The 20191-nt window shown below is 68.0% G+C and carries 24 protein-coding genes and 1 tRNA gene; 11 read left to right on the top strand and 14 right to left on the bottom strand.

The window, feature by feature from the left end:
- The first annotated feature begins 141 nt into the window (after positions 1-141).
- Positions 142-885 carry a ThuA domain-containing protein gene (locus tag C471_RS00715; protein ID WP_004045835.1) on the top strand — a complete coding sequence of 248 codons (744 nt, stop codon included), beginning with the start codon at positions 142-144 and terminating at the stop codon, positions 883-885.
- 36 nt (positions 886-921) lie between these two features.
- On the opposite strand, the gene C471_RS00710 is transcribed toward C471_RS00715, so the two are convergent.
- The 3 genes from C471_RS00710 to C471_RS00700 form a co-directional block, all read right to left on the bottom strand.
- The gene (locus C471_RS00710) at positions 922-1710 is read right to left on the bottom strand and encodes a PHP domain-containing protein (RefSeq protein ID WP_004045834.1); all 789 of its coding nucleotides are present in this window, start codon (positions 1708-1710) and stop codon (positions 922-924) included.
- Positions 1711-1792: 82 nt separating this feature from the next.
- Positions 1793-2965, bottom strand: coding sequence for an MFS transporter (locus C471_RS00705; RefSeq protein ID WP_004045833.1), 1173 nt, complete (start codon positions 2963-2965; stop codon positions 1793-1795).
- Positions 2966-3119: 154 nt separating this feature from the next.
- Positions 3120-4037, bottom strand: coding sequence for a PLP-dependent cysteine synthase family protein (locus C471_RS00700; protein ID WP_004045832.1), 918 nt, complete (start codon positions 4035-4037; stop codon positions 3120-3122).
- Positions 4038-4158: 121 nt separating this feature from the next.
- On the opposite strand from C471_RS00700, the gene C471_RS00695 reads away from it, so the two are divergent.
- Entirely contained in the window at positions 4159-4563 is a 405-nt protein-coding gene (locus tag C471_RS00695) for a hypothetical protein (protein ID WP_004045831.1), read from the top strand.
- Between the two features lie 98 nt (positions 4564-4661).
- Here C471_RS00695 and C471_RS16125 read toward each other — a convergent pair whose 3' ends face one another.
- Entirely contained in the window at positions 4662-4967 is a 306-nt protein-coding gene (locus C471_RS16125) for a sensor histidine kinase (protein WP_239638599.1), read from the bottom strand.
- 792 nt (positions 4968-5759) lie between these two features.
- Between C471_RS16125 and C471_RS16755 the strand changes: the two genes are divergently transcribed.
- The gene (locus C471_RS16755) at positions 5760-6677 is read left to right on the top strand and encodes a hypothetical protein (protein WP_152421788.1); all 918 of its coding nucleotides are present in this window, start codon (positions 5760-5762) and stop codon (positions 6675-6677) included.
- A 130-nt stretch (positions 6678-6807) separates the two neighbouring features.
- Here the strand turns inward: C471_RS16755 and C471_RS18415 are convergent, their stop codons facing one another.
- The 3 genes from C471_RS18415 to C471_RS00680 all read right to left on the bottom strand — a co-directional run bounded on the left by C471_RS18415 (position 6808) and on the right by C471_RS00680 (position 8162).
- Positions 6808-7101 carry a DUF7563 family protein gene (locus C471_RS18415; protein ID WP_449272073.1) on the bottom strand — a complete coding sequence of 98 codons (294 nt, stop codon included), beginning with the start codon at positions 7099-7101 and terminating at the stop codon, positions 6808-6810.
- Between the two features lie 176 nt (positions 7102-7277).
- Positions 7278-7351: transfer RNA gene (locus tag C471_RS00685), tRNA-Ile, on the bottom strand.
- Between the two features lie 133 nt (positions 7352-7484).
- Positions 7485-8162 carry an FxsA family protein gene (locus C471_RS00680; RefSeq protein WP_004045829.1) on the bottom strand — a complete coding sequence of 226 codons (678 nt, stop codon included), beginning with the start codon at positions 8160-8162 and terminating at the stop codon, positions 7485-7487.
- A gap of 115 nt (positions 8163-8277) precedes the next feature.
- Between C471_RS00680 and C471_RS00675 the strand changes: the two genes are divergently transcribed.
- Together C471_RS00675 and C471_RS00670 are read left to right on the top strand one after the other, a co-directional pair.
- Positions 8278-8988, top strand: coding sequence for a DUF1405 domain-containing protein (locus C471_RS00675; RefSeq protein ID WP_004045828.1), 711 nt, complete (start codon positions 8278-8280; stop codon positions 8986-8988).
- Positions 8989-9063: 75 nt separating this feature from the next.
- Positions 9064-10110, top strand: coding sequence for a hypothetical protein (locus tag C471_RS00670; protein WP_004045827.1), 1047 nt, complete (start codon positions 9064-9066; stop codon positions 10108-10110).
- 43 nt (positions 10111-10153) lie between these two features.
- Here C471_RS00670 and C471_RS00665 read toward each other — a convergent pair whose 3' ends face one another.
- Together C471_RS00665 and C471_RS00660 are read right to left on the bottom strand one after the other, a co-directional pair.
- A complete protein-coding gene (locus C471_RS00665; protein WP_004045826.1) occupies positions 10154-10480 on the bottom strand; it encodes a hypothetical protein in 327 nt (108 codons plus the stop codon).
- An 86-nt stretch (positions 10481-10566) separates the two neighbouring features.
- Positions 10567-12498, bottom strand: a complete 1932-nt coding sequence (locus tag C471_RS00660) for an aldehyde ferredoxin oxidoreductase family protein (RefSeq protein ID WP_004045825.1) — start codon at positions 12496-12498, stop codon at positions 10567-10569.
- Between the two features lie 201 nt (positions 12499-12699).
- On the opposite strand from C471_RS00660, the gene C471_RS00655 reads away from it, so the two are divergent.
- From C471_RS00655 to C471_RS00645, 3 genes are all read left to right on the top strand, one after another.
- Positions 12700-13254 carry a hypothetical protein gene (locus C471_RS00655; protein WP_004045824.1) on the top strand — a complete coding sequence of 185 codons (555 nt, stop codon included), beginning with the start codon at positions 12700-12702 and terminating at the stop codon, positions 13252-13254.
- Positions 13255-13291: 37 nt separating this feature from the next.
- On the top strand, positions 13292-14386 hold the full coding sequence (locus tag C471_RS00650) for an archaeosine biosynthesis radical SAM protein RaSEA (RefSeq protein WP_004045823.1): 1095 nt from the start codon (positions 13292-13294) through the stop codon (positions 14384-14386).
- A gap of 172 nt (positions 14387-14558) precedes the next feature.
- Positions 14559-14759, top strand: a complete 201-nt coding sequence (locus tag C471_RS00645; RefSeq protein WP_004045822.1) for a hypothetical protein — start codon at positions 14559-14561, stop codon at positions 14757-14759.
- Positions 14760-14826: 67 nt separating this feature from the next.
- Here the strand turns inward: C471_RS00645 and C471_RS00640 are convergent, their stop codons facing one another.
- Positions 14827-15579: a 5-formyltetrahydrofolate cyclo-ligase gene (locus C471_RS00640; protein WP_004045821.1), complete on the bottom strand. Its 753-nt coding sequence runs from the start codon at positions 15577-15579 to the stop codon at positions 14827-14829.
- Between the two features lie 162 nt (positions 15580-15741).
- Here C471_RS00640 and C471_RS00635 point away from each other — a divergent pair, with 162 nt between their 5' ends.
- The 3 genes from C471_RS00635 to C471_RS00625 all read left to right on the top strand — a co-directional run bounded on the left by C471_RS00635 (position 15742) and on the right by C471_RS00625 (position 17610).
- Positions 15742-16455, top strand: a complete 714-nt coding sequence (locus tag C471_RS00635; RefSeq protein WP_004045820.1) for a DUF4013 domain-containing protein — start codon at positions 15742-15744, stop codon at positions 16453-16455.
- A gap of 66 nt (positions 16456-16521) precedes the next feature.
- The gene (gene engB, locus C471_RS00630) at positions 16522-17142 is read left to right on the top strand and encodes a GTP-binding protein EngB (protein ID WP_004045819.1); all 621 of its coding nucleotides are present in this window, start codon (positions 16522-16524) and stop codon (positions 17140-17142) included.
- A gap of 99 nt (positions 17143-17241) precedes the next feature.
- Positions 17242-17610: a hypothetical protein gene (locus C471_RS00625; protein WP_004045818.1), complete on the top strand. Its 369-nt coding sequence runs from the start codon at positions 17242-17244 to the stop codon at positions 17608-17610.
- 37 nt (positions 17611-17647) lie between these two features.
- On the opposite strand, the gene C471_RS00620 is transcribed toward C471_RS00625, so the two are convergent.
- From C471_RS00620 to C471_RS00605, 4 genes are read right to left on the bottom strand one after another with little or no spacing between them, the layout of a single operon-like run.
- Positions 17648-18007 carry an AzlD domain-containing protein gene (locus tag C471_RS00620; protein ID WP_004045817.1) on the bottom strand — a complete coding sequence of 120 codons (360 nt, stop codon included), beginning with the start codon at positions 18005-18007 and terminating at the stop codon, positions 17648-17650.
- Positions 18004-18729: an AzlC family ABC transporter permease gene (locus C471_RS00615; protein ID WP_004045816.1), complete on the bottom strand. Its 726-nt coding sequence runs from the start codon at positions 18727-18729 to the stop codon at positions 18004-18006. Before C471_RS00615 ends, C471_RS00620 begins: the two co-directional genes overlap by 4 nt.
- On the bottom strand, positions 18726-19568 hold the full coding sequence (locus tag C471_RS00610; protein ID WP_004045815.1) for an RNA methyltransferase: 843 nt from the start codon (positions 19566-19568) through the stop codon (positions 18726-18728). The genes C471_RS00615 and C471_RS00610 overlap by 4 nt, the downstream gene beginning before the upstream one ends.
- Positions 19565-20149, bottom strand: coding sequence for a hypothetical protein (locus C471_RS00605; protein ID WP_004045814.1), 585 nt, complete (start codon positions 20147-20149; stop codon positions 19565-19567). The genes C471_RS00610 and C471_RS00605 overlap by 4 nt, the downstream gene beginning before the upstream one ends.
- Between the last annotated feature and the right edge of the window lie 42 nt (positions 20150-20191).

Raw genomic sequence — 20191 nt, 5'->3', positions numbered from 1 at the left:
GCGGGTGCGTCGGGAGCGGGCGAGAGACGGACGGCGACGGTTCGGACGCGGGTCCGAGGGCGATCGCCACCTGATCTCCTCCCAGCGGCGTCGACGTTCCCGGATACGATCCTACAAGTCAGTTCGGCGAGGAGCGGACGCATGGCACGCGTCACGGTTTGGAACGAGTACCGCCACGAACGGGAGAGCGACGCGGTCGCCGACGTGTACCCCGACGGGATCCACGCGGTCATCGCCGAGGCCCTCCGTGAGGCCGACCACGAGGTCCGTACCGCGACCCTCGACGAGGGACCGGACCACGGGCTCACCGAGGCGGTCTTAGACGATACCGACGTGCTCACGTGGTGGGGTCACGCGGCACACGACGAGGTGCGCGACGAAGTCGTCGACCGGATCCACGAGCGCGTCCTCGACGGGATGGGTCTGTTGGTGCTCCACTCCGCGCACTACTCGAAGATCTTCAAGCGGCTGATGGGCACCAGCTGCTCGCTCAAGTGGCGAGAGGCCGCCGAGACCGAGCGGCTGTGGACCGTCGAGCCGGGCCACCCGATCGCCGACGGGATCGGCGAGTACATCGAACTCGACGAGACGGAGATGTACGGCGAGCGATTCGACGTTCCGGCGCCGGACACGCTCGTGTTCAACTCCTGGTTCGCGGGCGGCGAGGTGTTTCGCTCCGGCTGCTGTTACCGCCGCGGCAACGGGAAGGTGTTCTACTTCCGTCCCGGCCACGAGACGTACCCGATCTACCACGACGACGACGTGCGACGGGTGCTCCGGAACGCGGTCTCGTGGGCGGAACCGGGCGACGGCCCGACGCCCGACTTCGGCAACGCAGATCCGATCGAAGACATCGACACCGACGACGACCGGAAGGTCCACTGATCGGGCCGTCCACGGAGTCGACCACCTGCGACGCGGTCAGTTCTCAGCGATCTCCTCCGGCCGGACGGGGGCGAGCCCGCGCCACTCCAGTTCGGCCTCGATCTCGTCGATCCGGGGCGCGATGACGCCCGGCTCGTGGCTGTCGGTGCCGACGCTCACCCGGAGCCCGGCGTCGACGAGCCGGTCGAGGAAGTCGGGAGCCGGGTGGAACTCCCCGTAGTCGTCGAGCAGGCGCCCGGCGTTGATCTCCGGGACGGTCCGCGAGTTCCGGAACGCCTCGACGACCGCCGCGTAGTGGTCCTCGGTCGCGAACCCGCGGAGGTGCGGGTTGCGCTCGATCAGGTCCGGATGCGCGGCGATCGCGAACAGCTCGGCGTCGATCAGCGCGACCAGCTTCTCGAAGTACCGGTCGACGAGCGCCTCCCGTTCGTCCGCCGGCTTGTCGGCGAAATGCGCGCGCGTGTGGACGTTCGCGCCGTCGAGCTCGTGGACGCTCCCGATCGCGTAGTCGAACCCCGCCCCGTCGAGGAAGTCGGCGATCGCCGCCTCGTGGTCGGGGTCGTAGTCCATCTCCACGGCGTCGAACACGTCGAGACCGACGGCGGGGTCCTCGCGGATCTCCTCGATCGCCTCGCGCCGCCGCTCGTAGGTCATGTCGAGGTTGAAGCCGAGCGCGCGCTTGAACCGCTCGGCCTCCGGGTCGGGCGAGACGTTGCAGTGGTCGGCGATCCCCACTCCGTCGAGCCCCGCGTCGGCGGCGGCGTCCACCATCTCACGGAGGAACGCGCCGTCCGAGTAGGTCGTGTGGACGTGGTAGTCGTGCACGGGCCGAGTTGATCCCGGACCGACTCGTAGTCTTCGGATCGCGTGCGACGCCGACTCGTGGCTTCCCGCCCGCGGCCTCGCGTCAGTACCCCGTCCCGAGCGCCCAGTTCGCGACGAGCGCGGCGAACGTGACCCCGAACAGGGCCGCCAGGATCCCGAAAGAGACGCCCCAGCCGAACAGGTCGGCCGCGAGTCCGACGCCGACGGAGCCCGCGGAGCCGATCACGGTGTACACCGTCCGAACGAGTCCGAACCCGGCGCCGCGCTCCGCGTCGCCGAGCGCGTCCATGAACCGGGGGTCGATCGCCGAGAAGAAGCTCGCGCCGGAGCCGGCCAGCAGCACCGCGACCGCGACGCCGGCGAAGCCCGGACCGAGGACGAACGCGGCGGTTCCGATCGCGCCCGCGAGCATCGCCGCGCCGATGGCGACGTCGCGGCCCGCTCGATCCGACAGTCGCCCGAGCCCCACCTGTGCGACGGCGCGGACGACGAAGAACGCCGAGAACACCCCGGCGGCGCCCGACGACGAGAAGCCGCGGAACTCCACGAGGAAGGTGGGGAGAAACGACATCACGCCCTGAACCACGTACGTGCCGGTCATCGCGACGAACAGCGGGAGGAGGACGTTCGGCCGGGAGAGGAGCTCGACGAGCGGCGCGAGCGCGAACCGCTCCCGCATCGGCTGGTCGGGGCGCCGCGGCTCGGTCGGGCGGACGCGCCACGCGAACAGCAGGAACACGGGTACGCCGACCAGCGCGGCCAGCGCGACCGCGGGACGCCAGCCGTACCGGACCCCGACCCACGCGGCGGCGACGGGCGCCACGAGCCCGGCGAGCGGCCCCCCGATCGAGTGAAGCCCGAGCGCCGTCCCGAGGTCGTCGAACGTCCGCGAGAGCAGCGTCGTCGCCACCGCGTAGTGGAGCCCGGCGACGAGCCCCAAGAGCACCGCCGCCAGCACGAACGCGGGGAAGACGGGCGCGAGAGCGAGGACGACGCTCGTCGCCGCGGTGCCGCCGACGGCGACGAGGATCACGGCGCGCTCGCCGTACCGGTCCGCGAGCACGCCGCTCGGGAACTGGGCGGCGCCGTACGCCAGCCACATCCCGGAGAGCGCGAACCCGATGGCGGTGTTCGACACCGTGAAGTCGTCGACGATCAGCGGGACGACGGGGCTGATCGCCAGCCTGGCGAAGTACGTCACCAGAAACGCGAGCATGCACAGCGACAGCACCGTGTGGCGGTACTGCCAGCTCATCCGACCGTCACTGGCGATTCGTCAGGGCGGGACGGCGCCAACGGTTTCGAGTCCGGACGGCACCGCGGCCGACGGTCACTCTCCGTGCGAATCGGACCGGTGGCGTCCGCCGGACGAGCGCGCTCGCAGACGGGCCCCGATCGTGTCGACCCGCTCACTCGTCGAAGGTCCCGGCGGTGAGGTAGCGCTCGCCGCTGTCCCAGAAGACGGTGACGACGAGTGGTTCGTCGCCGGCGAACGCGCCCGACTCCCGGAGTTCGGCGGCGACGTCTTTGGCCGCGAGGTTGGAGGCGCCGGAGGACTGGCCGACGAGCAGCCCCTCTTCGCGCGCGAGCCGGCGACACTCGGCCTCGGCGTCCTCGATGTCGACCGTGTGCACCCCGTCGAGCAGGTCCGTGTCGAGGTTCGGCGCGACGAACCCCGGTCCCATCCCCTGGAACTCGTCGACGCCGGGCTCGCCGCCGGAGAGGACGGCGTTGTCGCTCGGCTCGACCGCGTCGATCCGCACGTCGGGGAACGCCTCTCGGAGACGCCGCCCGATCCCGGTGAGGGTACCCCCCGTGCCGACGCCCGCCACGAGGGCGTCGACGGGCCGACCGTCCACCTGATCGAGGATCTCCGGTCCGGTGGTCTCGTAGTGAGCGCGCGGGTTCGCGGGGTTCTCGAACTGGCGGAGCTGGGTCATCCCCTCCTCGCGTTCGAGCGCGTCGGCGCGCTCTTTGGCCTCGGAGATGTCGCCCTCGACGAGCTCCACGTCGGCGCCGTACGCGAGCATGAGCCGCCGGCGCTCGACCGACTTCCCTTCGGGCATCACGAGCGTCACGTCGTACCCCTTCACCGCTCCGACCATCGCCAGCCCGATACCCGTGTTGCCGGAGGTGGGTTCGACGATTCCGTCGCCGGGCGTCAGGTCGCCGGCCTCCTCGGCGGCCTCAACCATGTACAGCGCCGGGCGGTCCTTCGCGGAACCGCCCGGGTTGTGCGACTCGACCTTCGCCGCCACCGTCGTCCCGGGCGGCGAGCCGACTCGCACGAGCGGCGATCCGAGCGCGTCCAACACGTCCTCGTCCATGTGCGACCCGAGGGGGGCGCCACTCAAATGCCCCGCGGACTGCGGCAAGGCGTGTCCGGAGAGCCGCCGACCCGTTGCCACCGACGAGGCGTTTACAAGCGTCGCCGGCGTGCGACCGGGTATGACGCTCGAAACGCTCGATCCACACTTCGACGACGCCGACGCCCCGACTCCCCCCGACGACGAGTTCGATCCCGCCGTGCTCGACGCGCTCGGAACCCGCGACTACCGGTTCAAAGTCTGGGGCGGCGACTGGTGCGGCGACTGTCAGCGACAGCTCCCGGCGTTCGGCGCGGCGCTCGCGGCGGCCGGCGTCCCCGACGACCGGATCGAGGACTTCCCGGTGACGAAGGGCCCGAACGGCAAGGAGGGGGAGGCCGTCGACGAGTACGGGATCGAGCTGATCCCGACGGTCGTCGTCGAGACTGCCGACGGCGAGGAGGTCGCGCGGTTCGTCGAAGAGGAAGACGTGTCGATCGCCGAGTTCCTCGCTGACGAGCTTGCGGGCGCGGAAGTTGACGCCTAGACGGTTACGCCGAGACGGTTACCGCCGAGACGACGAGAGCCGGACCCCGTTTTGAGAGTCACTAGCGACTGAGTCGGCGATCTCCTGTACAGCAGCGTTTACCGCTCGACTGTGCCCCGGGCGAATTCGACAGCCGTGAACTCGAAGCGTGCCCCACCGTCGCGCCCCTCCGTGAGTGCCACGTCCCAGTTGTGGGCTTCGGCCACGTGGCGAACAATTGAGAGGCCGAACCCCGTCCCGTCTTGGTCGCTCCTGTAGCCGTGAGCGAACACCTCGTCGCGTTCGTCAGGAGGTATTCCCTTTCCGGCATCCGCAACGAAAAATCCGGTCGTGGACAGACGGTCTTCGGTGGTCCTGTCGATACGTCCGATAGTGAGAGAGACGGGCGGCTCGTTGTGATCGATCGTATTGCGAAAGAGGTTCTCCAGGAGGTGTAACAGGGGTGAACAAGTCTATAGGCTTAGTGCAAGAGCCCGTTCATCGGAAGTAGAACAGCGATTACTTTCACCCCGGACAAGACGCGCTAGCGGTGTAGAAACCGAAATTGGGTGGTCGGGGAGTCCCAGAGTCCATCTACACGGAGTGACCCTTCGTCTTTATCGCCCACCTAAAATTGTCTGAATCATACGGCTTAACAGGTCTATTGAACTCGGGATGTCGGCCGTGCCCACGAATACTCCACGAAGCAGGTGTGCTCGGGTGTCCGATCGAGAATCCATGACACGAAGCGACTCTTCCCGCCGGGATAGGGAAGGCGGCGTCCGCCATCACCGACTCCCCTAGGCGCTCGACGACGACGCCGGCGACCCGCTCGACCCCGTCCGTGACGTCGTCCCCGTGGACGATTGAACTGTCGCGAAAGCCACGTAGGGTTCCGATCGAATCGCTCACCATTTGAGGATTCAGTTGCCAGTCGGCGCGGTCTGAGAATTCCGATTCCCGTAGCCGAATTCAACTCCTCAACACACGCCGTGAACGGATCTCAGGCCGAACCTGAAGCTATTGAATCGGAATTCTGGGTGGAGCAGAACACCCCGGCCAGATTTTCGGTCCGACCCTGAACCACCTCTGGAGTATCATAACGATATGGGGCTGTCCCCATAGAACTAGTTGAGCGCCCCCCGGGTGATGTCCGATGTCGTGTATCGGCGTCTCGTGGGTCGCGTGCGATCAACAACGGAGCAGTCCGAATACATATGCAGAGAAGAGATATACTCAAGACGATCGGAGGTATCGGAGCGACAGCAACCGCTGCAGGTGTGGGTATCGGTACGATGTCGGGCAGCGCAGCCGCTTCATCGCTCAGCATCGGCTCTGGCGAAGCTAGTGTTGCGACCGCTCAGGGCGAGATCGATAGAGTGTCCATCCAGCCCAATATCAACGTTTCCTGGGATGGGTTTGATGAAGTCGTGGGGAAGGTGAGAGTTCTTATTGAGGCAGCACCACACGATGTCGAAAACGAGAATGTCGGCGACTTTGCTCCCGTTTTCAGAGCTACCGGATGGCTGAATGGCACCGATGACCCCGGTACCGAAGTCGAAACGGGGCCCGGCTACTCTGGTGAATTCGCTATTGCTGGAGAGTGGCTCGGTGGGTCCGACGGGATCACACTCTACGACCGAACGGGTCCAGACTACTCCGGAGTTAGTCAACCTGAGAACTTCTTCAGCGGCACGTCTGTAGCGCAAGATGTTCCTGAAGATGGCTTCGAGAACGGGAATTACGAACAAGCAGGAACCGTTGATAGGTTCTTCAACCCGTCTGATGGCACTACTGAAAACAGTGAGGTCCAACTCCGGTATACAGTAAGCTTCCACGCACCAAACTCCAGTATCGCCGCGGACTACGACATTCCTGAGAGCGATGTCAGTGGGTCGTCACCGCTTGTGATGGCGGGTGCTGATGACGTTGGCTCACCGATCACGAGTTATTCCGCGGATGTAATTCCGTACGATGTGCTGCAGAATAACGCGAGTGGACACCCAGCTATCCTTACCACTACGTCCACTTTCAACGTCAGCGTAGAAAATGAGTCAACCAGCGCTAGTGGTGGTGGAGACAGTAACACTGATGCTTCTGGCTCTGACGAAATCAGTGCAACCGGAGACGAATAGAGTAGGTAGCTAACCCTCACGGGTCATGTTAATTTAAGCATCGATTCCAGCAGACTGCGAAGGCTCGGGGTCATGATCCTTCCTCTGTTCGGCGTCGCGCTGCCAGCGCAGGCGGGCCGCGTCGACGACGTTAGTGCGTGCACCGGCGGACGGATTCTAGAGTTCGAAAGCTCGGACGAAGAGCGTCATCCTGACGGTCCTCCGCTCTGCGGTTCCCTCGCGTTGCGGCAGGGATCGTCTTCGCGTTCGTCGTCGGCACGTCCTTCGACGCCGCACTCCACTCACAGATCCGCACCCACGAGTCGCACTCGGGGCAGCGGTGCGCGCGATCGTCGTCGTCGCCGTGGACTCGTCGGAAGTCGCTCGGAACGTGAGCGCCACACTGGAGGCAGTTGCTCCGGCTACTGTGAGATCGGAGCAACATCATGCCGAGACCACCTCGGCTAACGCAGATCGGGGGACGGCGGTGACTACCGGCTTAATTCTAGCCCGGACAAGACTCGCTAGCGGTGCCCCTAATGGTGTAGAAGACCGAAATTGGGTGGCTGGGGAGTCCCAGCCCACCAATCTCGCCCGGTCAAAGACCGAGCGGACAGTAGGTGGGCCAACACGGATTTGAACCGTGGACCTCCCGGTTATCAGCCGAGCGCTCAACCTGACTGAGCTATTGGCCCAGGTGAGCGCATTCATTCGTTGCGCTGGTAGGATTTTAAGGGTTTCCTTTCGCGAATCGCCCGCAGTCAGCCGGTTTCAGATCGCGCCAGAAACGGGTCACGCGGAGGGGAGAGCGCGTAGAAAGCGACGGCGTCAGTCGCCCCGGTCCGACTCTTCGTCTTCGACCGTGAAGTCCACGTCCACGACGTCGTCGGCGTGGTCCGGGTCGTCGAATCGGTCGCCGTCGGAGGCGTCGCCGGCGTCGTCGCCGGCGGAGCCCTGCTGGTCGAAGCCGTCGTTGCCGCCGAACGCGCCCTCGTCGAACTCGTCGCCGTCGAAGTTGCCTCCGCCGAAGTTGCCGCCACCGAACGAGCCGCCCATGGTGAACCCGGCTCCGTCTCCGTCACCGCCCGGGAATCCGCCGACGTAGACGTTTCCGGTGGTGAACCCGCCGGTCTCGCTGTCGAGGTACGGGATCACGACGTACTTCTTGAGAGCCATGCGGATCGGGACCCGAGAGAGCGGGAGCGCGAGCAGAAACCCGACCGCGTCGGTGACGAGCCCCGGCGTGAGCAGGAACGCGCCGGCGGCGATCAGGAGGCCTCCGTCGAGCAGTTCGTCGGTCGGGGGCTCGCCGCGGGCCAGTTTGCGCTGGACCCTCGCGAGCGTCGCGCGCCCCTCGGCGCGGAGGAGGAGCATCCCGAGGACGGCCGTCAACACGACGAGCGCGACCGTGACCGCCCACCCCAGCCGCGTCGCGACGACGATCAGGAACAGCGCGTCCACGAGGGGGACGACGAGGAGCAGCGCGAGCAGCGTTCGCGGGCGCATACCGTTGCCTTCCCGCCGGGGACGCATAGCCCTTTTCGTCCCGGTTCCCGCGCCCGACGCGCCACCACCGTTCCGCGACCGCCACGGCTTTGACCGGGCGGTCCGAGCCGACCGTATGGACATCGTCGGCGCGCTCGGCCGCGACCCGCCGGACCGCGAGTCGCTGCCGCGGTGGCTCGCCCCGCTCCCGAAGGCGCTGGAGGACGTGGCCTTTCGGTTTGTCTGGGTGATCGTCGCCATCAACCTCCTCGGCACCGCGTTCGGCTTCTGGTACTACCGGTTTCAGTTCCGCGAGCTCCCGGTCGAGATGTGGGCGTTCATCCCCGACAGCCCCGGCGCGACCCTGTTGATCGCGCTCGCGCTCGCGGCGTGGGGGCTCGGGCGGTCGAGCGACACGCTTGCGGCCCTCGCCTTCTTCGGGAACGTCAAGCTCGGGCTCTGGACGCCGTACGTGCTCGTCGCCTTCTCCCCGGCGTTCCTCGCGAACTCGGGCCCCGCGATGTACGCGTTCCTCTTCGTGAGCCACCTCGGGATGGTCGTGCAGGCGTTCGTCCTCCACCGGATCACCGACTTCCCGCTGAAGGCGGTCGCGGTCGCGACCGCGTGGTACACGGTCGACCTGCTGATGGACTACTTCGTTCCCGTGATCGGCGAGGTGACCCACACGTCGATCCCCTACCCCGACGCCGAGCCCTGGTTCACGACGACCGTGCTGCAGGTCGCGGCGGCCGGGGCCGTCGCGCTCACCGTGATACCGCTGTTCTGGGCGCTCTCGACCCGGATCGCTACGCTCCGCCTTCGTCTCCGATCCGGCGACGGCGCCTGATCCCGCGACGACACCGAACTGTGATCCTTCCGGCTGCGTCACCCGTTTAAGTTCCCGCGGACCGTGGGGGGTGTTATGAGCGCGTACGAGCGGATCGCGGACCTCTCGGTGACGATCGAGTCGGTCGAGCGTCGCCGGTACACCGGCGAGACCACGAGCGGGTTCGAGCGAACGACCACGGAGTTCCGGCTCGCCGGCGACGGCGTCGTCGGGCGCGGCGAGGACGTGACCTACGAGACCGCCGACCACGACGCGCTCGTCGGGACCGACCCGATCGACATCGAGGGCGAGTGGACGATCGACGGGCTGTCGGCGCGCCTCGACGAGATCGACCTATTCGCGCACAAGGAGCCCGAGCAGGCGTACTTCCGGAACTACCGCCGGTGGGCGGTCGAGAGCGCCGCGCTCGATCTGGCGCTCCGTCAGCGCGGGGAGTCGCTCGGCGAGTGCCTCGGGATCGAGCCCGACCCGGTCCGGTTCGTCGTCTCGACGCGGCTGGGCGAGCCGCCGACGACCGACCGCGTCGAGGAGCTGCTCGCGCTCGACGACGAGCTGGAGTTCAAGCTCGACCCGACGCCCGACTGGCCGGAGGAGGCGTTCGAGACCCTCAGAGAGACCGAGGCGGTCCGGATCCTCGACCTGAAGGGCTGGTACGAGGGCACCGACGTCGACGTCGAGGCCGACCCCGAGCTGTACCGCGACGTGTTCGCCGCGTTCCCGGCCGCGGTCGTGGAGGACGCCGCGTTCACGACCGAGACGCGCCCGCTCGTCGAGCCGCAGGCCGACCGGCTCTCCTTCGATTACCCGATCGACGGCGTCGAGAGCCTGAAGGCGCTCCCGGTCGAGCCGGGGTGGTGTAACGTCAAACCCTCTCGGTTCGGCACGCTCGAATCGCTGTTCGAGGCGATAGCGTACTGCGAGGAGCGCGGGATCGAGCTGTACGGCGGCGGCCAGTTCGAGCTCGCCAGCGGGCGGACCGCGATCCAGACGCTGGCCGCGCTCTTCTACCCCGAGGGGCCGAACGACGTGGCTCCGCGGCCGTTCAACGACCCCGAGGCGTCGCCGCCGTACCCGACGAGCCCGATCCGGCCCGACCGCGACGCCGTCGGCTTCGAGTTCTAAGGCGGGAAGCGGAAGCGGCGGGCGGATCGGGTTCGGGGCCCACCTATCGCTCGCGCTCCGCGAGCCGGTCCGACGACCGCGACGATTGCGAGTCGCGTTCCGCCGCGGACCCGAACCGCGACGCCTCTTCGGCCTCGCGCTCCCGGACCGTCGCGATGCGCTGGGCGGCGTCTGCGATCGCGTCGAGCGCGGCGAACGCCCGGTAACTGAGGTACAGGCCGGCCGGCAGCGCGACCCCGACGACGACGCCGAGGAGGACTTGCGCGACGATCACGAGCGAGTAGACGAACGCGAGGACCGAGACGGCGGCGAGCACCGCCCCGACCGGCGTTCGGAGGGCCTCGGAGGGGGAGAGCGGGTCGTGTCCCATGCGCGACGCTACCGGCGCGGGAGACGTAAAAATAAACGCGAACGGGGGACTGGACCCGCGCGCCGCGGCCGCGGCGGCGACCGCGATCAGTCGTCGGCGGGGGCCGCGGAGTCGCCGGCGGAGACGCCGGTACCCGGCCCGACCTCGATCCCGAGTTCGTCGAGCTTCTCGTCGGGGACGACGCCGTCGACCCAGTCGCGGGTCTCGTAGTACTCAGCCTTCATCTCGTCGAGTTCGCAGAGCTGACCCTCGCTGGCGCCCGTGCCGGGGATGGCGTCCGGGTGCCCCTCGACGAACCGGTTCGGCAGAGTGTCGTCCGCCCCGTCGAAGCCGACGAGGTTGTTGTAGTAGCGTTCGAGGTTGTAGACGCGCTCGCCCGCCTCGAACAGCTCGTCCTCCGAGACGTCGCGGCCGGTCATTCCGTTGTATTGGAGCACGTACTCCTCGATCCCCTCCGCGAACGCGCTGAACTTGCAGATGTCGAAGGAGTCGGAGACGGCGTGTAAGTCCTGGAAGGTGGCGGTGAGCTCTCCTTTGCCCTCCCACTCGTACGGATCGACCTTCTCCGGAATGCCGAGGATCTCGGCGGCCGGCGTGTAGCCGCGCAGGTGGCAGGCGCCGCGGTTGGAGGTCGCGTACGCGATCCCCATGCCCTTCATGCAGCGCGGGTCGTAGGCGGCCATCGTCTGGCCCTTGACGGAGAGCTTGTTGCCGTGCGCGTCCTTCGCGTCGGCGACGCGCTCGGGGCCCTCTGCGAGGAGGTCACCGAGGTCCGAGGAGCGGTGCCCGATCTCGTCGAGCAGGTCGATCATCGTCTCGGAGTCGCCCCAGTCGAGGTGACCGACGCCGTCGAGCTTCTCCTCCTCGCTCATCTCCATCGCCATCGCCATCATGTTGCCGGCCTCGATGGTGTCGATGCCGAGGTCGTTACAGCGCTCCAGCATGAGCGCGATCTCGTCGCGGTCGGAGTGGCCCGAGTTCGGGCCGAGCGCCCACGCGGACTCGTACTCGTACGACTCCGTGCGGACGTTCATGTCCTCGCCCTTGTGCGTAACGTCGACCTCGACCTCCTTCTTACACGCCACCGGACAGGAGTGGCACGTCGGCTCGTCGACGAGGATGTTCTCGCGGACGTTCTCGCCCGAGACGCGCTCTGCCTCGATGTCCACGCCCTCCGTCTCGTTGTACGCCTCCGTCGAGGTGTACTTCGCGTTCTTCGTCGGGAGGCCGTCCATCTCCTCCGTCGCGTTCATCAGGACGTTGGTGCCGTACATCGAGAGGCCGCCCTCGTTGGGCGCGGTCACGTCGGACTCCCGGATGACCTCCATCGCCTGCTGGTACCCCTCCTGGAACGTCTCGGGGTCGGCGGGTTTCGGCATGTCGGTGCCGCTCTTCACGACGACCGCCTTCACGTTCTTCGAGCCCATCACGGCGCCGGTGCCGCCGCGGCCCGAGGCGCGGTCGTCCTCGTTGATGACGCAGCCGTAGCGCACCTCGTTCTCGCCGCCCTGCCCGATCGCCATCACGGAGACGTCGCGACCGACCTTCCCGTCGACCTCCTCGCCGAGGGCGTCGATCGTATCGTGGACGCCCTGTCCCCAGAGGTGAGAGGCGTCGCGTACCTCGACATCGCCGTCCTCGACGAACAGGTAGACGGGCTCGTCGCTCGCGCCGTCGAGCAGGATCCCGTCGAGCCCGGCCCACTTGAGCCGCGCACCGGACCAGCCGCCATGGTGCGAGTCGGTGACGGTCCCCGTCAGCGGGGACTTCGTCACCAGCGCGATCCGACCGCTCATCACGGTCTGGGTCCCGGTGAGGGGCCCGGTCATGATCGCGAGCCGGTTGTCCGGCCCCAGCGGGTCGACGTCCGGGCCGGCGTCGAAGACGTACTTCACGCCGAGTCCGCGCGCGCCGATGTACTTCTTCGCGTCCTCGTCGTCGATCCCGCGGTAGTCGACCGCCCCGTCCCCGAGATCGATCTGTGCAACTCGGTCTCTGTAGCCGCCCATTTCAGTCATGTAATGTTCTACCATTATATTAGGGCCGTGTCGTGTTAGGTGTTAATTCGAGATAGTAACCGGAATGAGTTACTCGGAGCCGTCCGACCTCGGCCGGTCGCGATCCCCCGGGGAGTGGCCGAGTCCGGCGATTTCGCCGCGGTAGCGCGGTCGGGACCGTCGATACCGGGACTTAACCCGATCCGAGTCCTAGCGGACCGCGTGAGTTGCCCTCCAGACGACGGGCGCGGCGAGGCCGAACGCGACCGGGACGGACGCGACGAGGCCGAACGCGACCAGGACGGACGCGACGAGGCCGAACGCGACCAGGACGGACGCGACGAGGCCGAAGCGGGGGGCGACTCGGCCGGCCGCGGCCCTTGGCTCGTCACCGGCGCGTTCGCGGCTCTCCTCCTGCTGTCGTCGGTCGTTCCCGTGCCCGGATCGGCGCCCCCAGTGGGGAGCGGCGTCGGAGCGCTCCCGCTCGACATCGGGCTCACGGACCCGTTCCACCTCCTCGGCTACGCGGTCCTGACGCTCCTCGCGGGGCGCGCGATCGGTCGGGGGCGGGGCGGGCTCTTCGTCGCCGCCGGCGCGGCGGTCGCCGTCGGGTTCGGGATCGAACTCGTGCAGGCGCCGATCCCGTGGCGGTCGTTCGCCTGGCGCGACGCCGCCGTCAACGCGGTCGGGGCGGTGATCGGGGCGGGCGCTCTCGCCGCGGTCGACGCGGCCGCGGCGGTTGGTCTGATCGGCGCGTCCCGCGATCGCTCGCGATGACGACACGGCTTTACGCGCTCGCCCGCTTCTTTCGATAATGAGCAAGCCGAGCCCCGACGCGTACGAGCAGGGGCGCGGGATGGACGCGCACAACGCCGTGATGCGCGACATCCGCGCCGAGCGCTCGGAGACGTACGACCCGACCCAGCCGACCCGCGTGTGGATCGACGAGGACAACACCCCGGACGGGGTCGTGAACTCCCTCACGATCATCCTCAACACCGGCGGCTGCCGGTGGGCCCGCGCCGGCGGCTGCACGATGTGCGGCTACGTCGCGGAGTCGGTCGAAGGCGGCAGCGTGAGCCACGAGGCCCTCATGAACCAGATCGAGGTGTGCCTCGACCACGAGCGCGAGGAGGCCGACGCCCCCGCCGAGCTGATCAAGATCTACACCTCGGGCTCGTTCCTCGACGAGCGCGAGGTCCCCGCGGAGACCCGGCGGGCCATCGCCGAGACGTTCGCGGACCGGGACCGCATCGTCGTCGAGTCGCTACCCGACTTCGTGAGCCGGGCAAAGATCGGCGACTTCGCGGACCACGGCATCGCGACCGACGTGGCGGTCGGGCTGGAGACCGCGACCGACCGCGTCCGTCACGACTGCGTCAACAAGTACTTCGACTTCGCCGACTTCGAGGACGCCTGCGCGGAGGCGGCCGCGGCCGACGACGAGTTCGCGGCCGACGTGGGGATCAAGGCGTACCTCCTGATGAAGCCGCCCTTCCTCGCCGAGCCCGAGGCCGCCGCCGACATGATCGACTCGATCCGCCGGTGCGCCGACGTGGACGGCTGTCACACCGTCTCGATGAACCCGACGAACGTCCAGCGCTACACGATGGTCGACGAGCTGTTCTTCGAGGGCGGGTACCGGCCGCCGTGGCTCTGGTCGGTCGCGCACGTCCTCGAAGCGACCGCCGACGTCGACGCCATCGTCGTCTCCGACCCGGTCGGGCACGGCTCCGACCGCGGCGCGCACAACTGCGGCGAGTGCGACGACCGCGTCCAGACCGCGATCAAGGACTTCGACAAGCGACAGGACCCGAGCGTCTTCGAGCAGGTGTCCTGCGAGTGCGAGGCGACCTGGGAGCTGGTGATGGAGGAGGAGACGAGCTACAACATGCCGCTCGCGCGTTAGGCGCGTCCGAAACCGCCGCTATGGAGGGTGTCACCGATCACTAAGTTGCGATTTCCCGAAACGTTCGATCTATTCTACGCGGATTTTTGAATGTAATGTGTGTGAGAACGCGGATCATACCGAACGATCAGGTCGAAAAAGACCCTTATACCTCCGGATACTGAGTTGAGGTATGAACGCAGACGCCAGCAGCTCCCGATCCTTCCGCGGGAAGTCGGTCCTGTTCTGTGCGGAGTGCAGTTTCGAGAACCCCGTCTCGGACGGGTGGCTCGTCGTCAGCGACGGCGACGAGCGCACCATCGTCTGTCCGGAGTGCGGTCACGTCGCCGACCATCGGACGGAGCGGTCGGCGCCGGCGCCGCGGGCGGACTGAGCAGTATCGGCGACGAGTCGTATCGACGACCGAGTCGTATCGGCCGACCGGGCGCCGATCGGCGCTCTCACTCCCTCCCCGGCGCGCGCTCGGCCAGTACCGGAATCGCGTCCAGTTTGTCCTCGCCGAGCGCGTCCCAGTCGATCCCCGTCGGGCGCGCGTACGGGGTCCCGGTTCGAATCGTTCGCTCGGGAGTCACTACCAAGTCGAGCGGCACGTCGTGCGCGTCGGGTGCCGGGAGATCGGCGGCGTCGGCGATCGGCGACTCCGGACCGTCGAGGACCGATAGCTCGTGGACCGTGGTCGCCACGACGGTCGCGTCGTCGTTGACAGCGCCGAGTTCGCTGAGCACGCCCCACTCCAGATCGCTGTACCCCTCGCCCTTTCCGATCCGGGCGCCGTCGGTCGTGACGCCCACCGAGCCGGCGACCACGAGGTCGACGTGGGACACGTCCTCCGGCGCGGTCGGAACGCCGTACTCGGAGATACCCGAGACGGTGGTGGCGTCGTCGAACTCTTCCGGAGCGATGTCGTCCGGATCGAGCCGGAGGAAGGGGTCGGCGTCGCGGAGCCGCGGCTGTGCGACGTACACCGTTTTCCCCGCCCGAAGCGCGGCGCGTCGCACGGGGAGCTGCGGCGCGTCGGGGTTACACTTCAGCGTCGCCGCCGACGCCCACGCGTCGGTCTCCGTCAGCCGATCGCACGCGTCGGCGGCGCCCGCGAAGTTCGGGATCCGGTCGTGGGGCGGGAACGGGAACCGGGCCTGGTCGCCGGCGTCGAAGGCGTCCCAGACGGCCTCGCGGACGGCCTGTTTCTCCATGGTCGACACAGGGCTCGCGGCGACAAGTAGCCCACGAAACCGATCCCGACACCGTCGCGTCTCGCGCACGTCTCCCTCGCGTACCCCACTCATCCCGCTTGAGTCTCGCGATCCCGCTGATCTACCGGTGTGTTTATATATCAGATGTGTGTGAAATCACCTATGCTCGAAGACGGACTCTCGTACCCGGTTCGGGACGACTGGATCGGACGGATCATCATCGGGGGGGTACTGGGTTTCCTCTCGGTATTCCTCCTCCCGGCGTTCGTCATCGTCGGGTACCTCGTCCGCGTGCTCGAACAGACGATCGCCGGCGAAGACGTCCCGCCGGAGTTCGACGAGTGGGGCGACCTCCTGATGAAGGGGGTCATCGGCTCGGTGATCACCATCGCGTACACGGTGATTCCGTTGGTCGTGTACGGCGTCATCGTCGCGATCGTCGGCGGAACGAGCGGCGCGATCGGCGGCGACGCCGGCGCGCTCATCGGCGTGGTCGGGATACTGCTCGCGCTGGCGTTTATCCCCGTGCTGTTCCTCATCTACTACGCCGTTCCCGCCGCGCTGTCGGCGTACGCGGCCCGCGGCGAGATGGGCGCCGCGTTCGACCTCGACCTGCTGAAGCCGGCGCTGTTCAGCACCGAGTACCTCGTCGCGGTGCTGATGCCGATCGTCGTGGCGGTGATCACGTGGATCATCACGGCGGTGCTGGCGGTGACGTTCATCGGCCTCCTGCTCGTCCCCTTCGTCCAGTTCTACGGGCAGGTCGCGGTGTTCCGGATGTTCGGCTCCGCGTTCGCGAGCGTGAACGACCGGGTCGAGGCGGGTGCGACGGGCGGCGACGCGGACGCGGTCGGCGGCGACGACCTCGCGTACTGATACTGAGGAAGCACGCGACGCGCCCGCGACGCGCCTTTTAAACCGTTCAACCGCCCACGTACGGGTATGTTCGAAGACCGGCCGGACCGCGACGCCGAGGTCGTCCTCGTGGGGCGCTCGAACGTCGGCAAGTCCACGCTGATGCGCGAGCTGACGGGGCACGACTTCTCGACCGGCGGCAAGCCGGGCGTGACCCGCCAGCCGAACCACTTCGACTGGGCCAGCGAGAGCTTCATGTTCACGGACCTGCCCGGATTCGGGTTCATGTCCGGCGTCGAAGAGGAGCACCGCGAGGCGATCAAGACGAACATCGTCCGCTACCTGGAGGAGAACGCCGACTCGATCCTGGCGGGCGTCGTCGTGATGGACGGGAAGGCCGCCGTCGACATCATCGACCGCCACGCCGAGCGCGGGAACATCCCGCACGACGTGGAGATGTTCGGCTTCCTGGAGGACGTCGGCGTCGAGCCCATCGTCGCGGTCAACAAGACCGACAAGATCGACGACCTCGACGAGCGGCTCGACGAGATCTGCGACCGGCTCGGGCTCTACCCGCCGTGGCAGCAGTGGTCCGACCGGATCGCCCCGATCTGCGCGAAGCGCGGCGATATCGAGGCCCTAGAGGAGTGTCTCCGAACCCGGTTCCACGAGCACAACCGCGACGACCTGCTGAAGTTCGTCTCCTAAGGCTCGCCTCCGAAGTGAAGCCGCCGCCGGCGCGCTCACCTCGTCACCTCGCGAGCGACCGCCTGCTCTTTTAAGCCCGCAGGCGGCGTTGGCGTCGGCATGAACGCCCGTCCCGTCGCGACCCTCGGCGTCGCGCTCACCACGTTCCTCGCCGTCGCCGCGCTCCTCACCGAACTCCTCGCGGCCCGGGTCGCGTTCTCCGCGATCGTCGGGCTCCCGGTCGGGCTCGTCGCCGGTGCCGCGGCGGGAATCGCGGCGTGGGCGCGTCTCTGGGCCGTCCCGCGGACTCGACCGCCTCTGCTCGGGGTCGCCGCGTTCGGGTACGCCCTGCTTTTCGCCGCCGCGCTCTCCTACGCGGTACCGGCGGCCCGCGCGCTCGTCGGCGTCGACACGGCGGTCCCGTTCGCCGCGGTCTGTGCGATAACCGCGTTCCTGCTCGCTCGCCGGTACGGCGACCGGATCGCGTGAGTCGGGGGTGCCGGGAGGGGGCGAACGGTCGGCGTAGTCAGGCGAACACGACGAACCGGAACAGCCACAGCGTGGCCATTCCGGCCCCGATAGTCGCCATCACGTTCTCCGTGCGCCACGCGATCACGCCAGCGACGGCGCCCGCGATCAGCCGCTCGTCGACGAGCGTGGCGGCGACCGAGGGGCGGATCGTCACCAGGTCGGGGAGCACGAGCGCCGCGAGCACCGCCGGCGGCACGTATCGGAGCGGGCGCTTGATCCGGGGTGGCACCTCGTCGATCCGCCCGAACAGGTAGATGAAGGAGAGCCGGAACCCGTACGTCGCGAGACCGATGAGGACGATGGCGAGCCAGACCCCGAGCGAGCCGCCGAAGGGAAGCGCGGACCCGCCCGTCACTCGCCGAACACCTCCGTTAGCAGGCCGACGACGATTCCGGAGACGGCCCCGACAAGCAGTCCGAGGTTCAGAGGGAGCCCGGCGGCCGCGACCGCAATGGCGCCGCCGCCGACGCCAGCGGCGGTGGTCGGTCGGTCCTTCATCGCGGGGACGAGGAGCGCGAGGAACACGAGCGGGACCGCGAAGGTGAGTCCCCACGCGTCGGGGACGCCGGCGCCGACCACGACGCCGACGACCGTCCCGACCTGCCAGACGACCCACAGCGCCGCGGCCGCGCCGACGTAGTAGCGCCACCGGCTCCGCTCAGGGTTCGCCTCGAACTCCGCGACCGAGAGCGCGTACGCCTGATCGGTCAGCACGTACGCGAGGCCCGCCCGAAGCTTGCGGCCGTAGTCGGCGAAATGCGGCGCGATGGAGGCCGAGTACATCACCATCCGGACGTTGATCACGACCGCGGTGCCGATCACGACCGCGAGCGGTGCGTTCGCTCCGATCAGTTCGATCGCGGCGAGCTGGGAGGCGCCCGCGAACACGATCACCGACATCCCGACCGCCTCGGCGAGTCCGAGTCCGGCGTTGACGGCGGCGATCCCCGCGACGAGCGCGAACGGGGCGATCCCGAGCAGCAGCGGCGACACGTCTCTGACGCCGGCCCAGACGTCGCTGTCGAAGGGGGTTCCGTCGGGGGAGTTGCCGTCGGGGGAAGCGCCGTCCACGGTCACTCGCTCGGGTAGACGGGCTCGTCGTACTTCGCCGCGAGGTGATCGGCGTGCTCCAGCTTCGTGTTGGCTTTGCGAAGCGTCCCGAGCAGCGAGTGGATCTCCCGTTCGGTCGGGTGCGCGCGTCCGAGCAGCCGGCGCATCAACAGCTCGTTCTTCGCGCGGTGGTGTTCGCGCTGGCCGGTGGCTTCGAGGAACTCGCCGAAGTAGTCGTGGAAGCGCTCCACGTCCGCCTCGGGGGCGCGAGTGACCTCGGTGTCGGGCAGTTGCGTCTCGTCGACGGTCAGATCGCGGAGCTCGTACAGCAGGACCGTGGCGGCCTGCCCGAGGTTCAGGACGGGGTAGTCGTCGTCGGCCGGGATCGAGCACACCTCGTCGAGCCGCGAGAGCTCCTCGTTGTTGAGCCCGCGCCCCTCTCGGCCGAAGACGATGGCGGTCGGCGCGTCCACGGTCTTCAGCGACTCACGCAGTTCGACGGGCGTCTTGAAGGGGTACCGCTCGTGGCTCCGGTCGTCCTCGCCGGTGATCGCGGTGGTGCCGACGGTGTGGTAGTTCGCGACGACCTCGTCGAAGGTCACCTCGTCGGCGTTCGGGAGCACGTCCTCGCGGGCGTGTCCCGCGAAGCCGTACGCCTCGCCGTCCTCTTTCAGCTCCGGCGGATCGACCAGTTTGAGGTCGGTGAGACCGAAGTTCTTCATCGCTCGGGCGATGGTGCCGATGTTACCGGGCGTCTCCGGCTCGACGACGACCACGACCGGCTTGCGGCTGGTCGGTCGACCGCGCTCGTCGCCTTCAGCGCTCACGCCGTCGTCAACGGTCGCGTCCTCCTCCCCGCCGCTCATCGGTTCGACGGGTAGTCGGTCGAGAGGTCGACGTCGCCGAGGTCGTCCTCGTCCAGTTCGTCCCCCTCGTCGTTGCTCTCGCCGGCGAGTTCGAGGATGTCGATCCGGTCGCCGTCGAAGTCCTGCTCGACGCGCTCCTGGATGTCCTGCTGGTCCGGCAGGTCCGGGAGCCCGTCGGGGTCCTCGTCGACGTGCTCGACCGAGCCGTACCCCTCCGGGGCCTCGTTGCCCGCGGCGACCCACTCGTGGAAGCGGTCGGCGAACTCCAGGGTGCCGGCGTGCTCGCTGCCGCCTTCCTCGCGGAACCAGTAGAGCAGGTCCCGCTCGTGTTCGGGACAGAGCAGCACCTCTCCCTTCGGCTCGCCGTAGACGATCTCCGCCTGGTTACAGCGGTGGATCTCGTCTTCGCCGTGTTCGAGGTAGCAGACGTCACAGGGCTCCTCGACGAGGCCGACGAGCCTGACGAGACGCTCTCGGGGCTCCTCGGGGATCTCGTCGAGGGGCTTCAGCTCCTCGTCGTCGGTGAATATCTCCTCCTCGTCGAACCGCCATCCGCGGAGGCCGACGCTCACTTTCGCCATGTCCGATCCCACGCGAGGCGCGGATAAAAACGCGTCCTTCCG

This window comes from Halorubrum saccharovorum DSM 1137 (assembly GCF_000337915.1).
Taxonomy (GTDB): Archaea; Halobacteriota; Halobacteria; order Halobacteriales; family Haloferacaceae; genus Halorubrum; species Halorubrum saccharovorum.
This window is presented reverse-complemented; position numbering and strand designations above follow the sequence as displayed.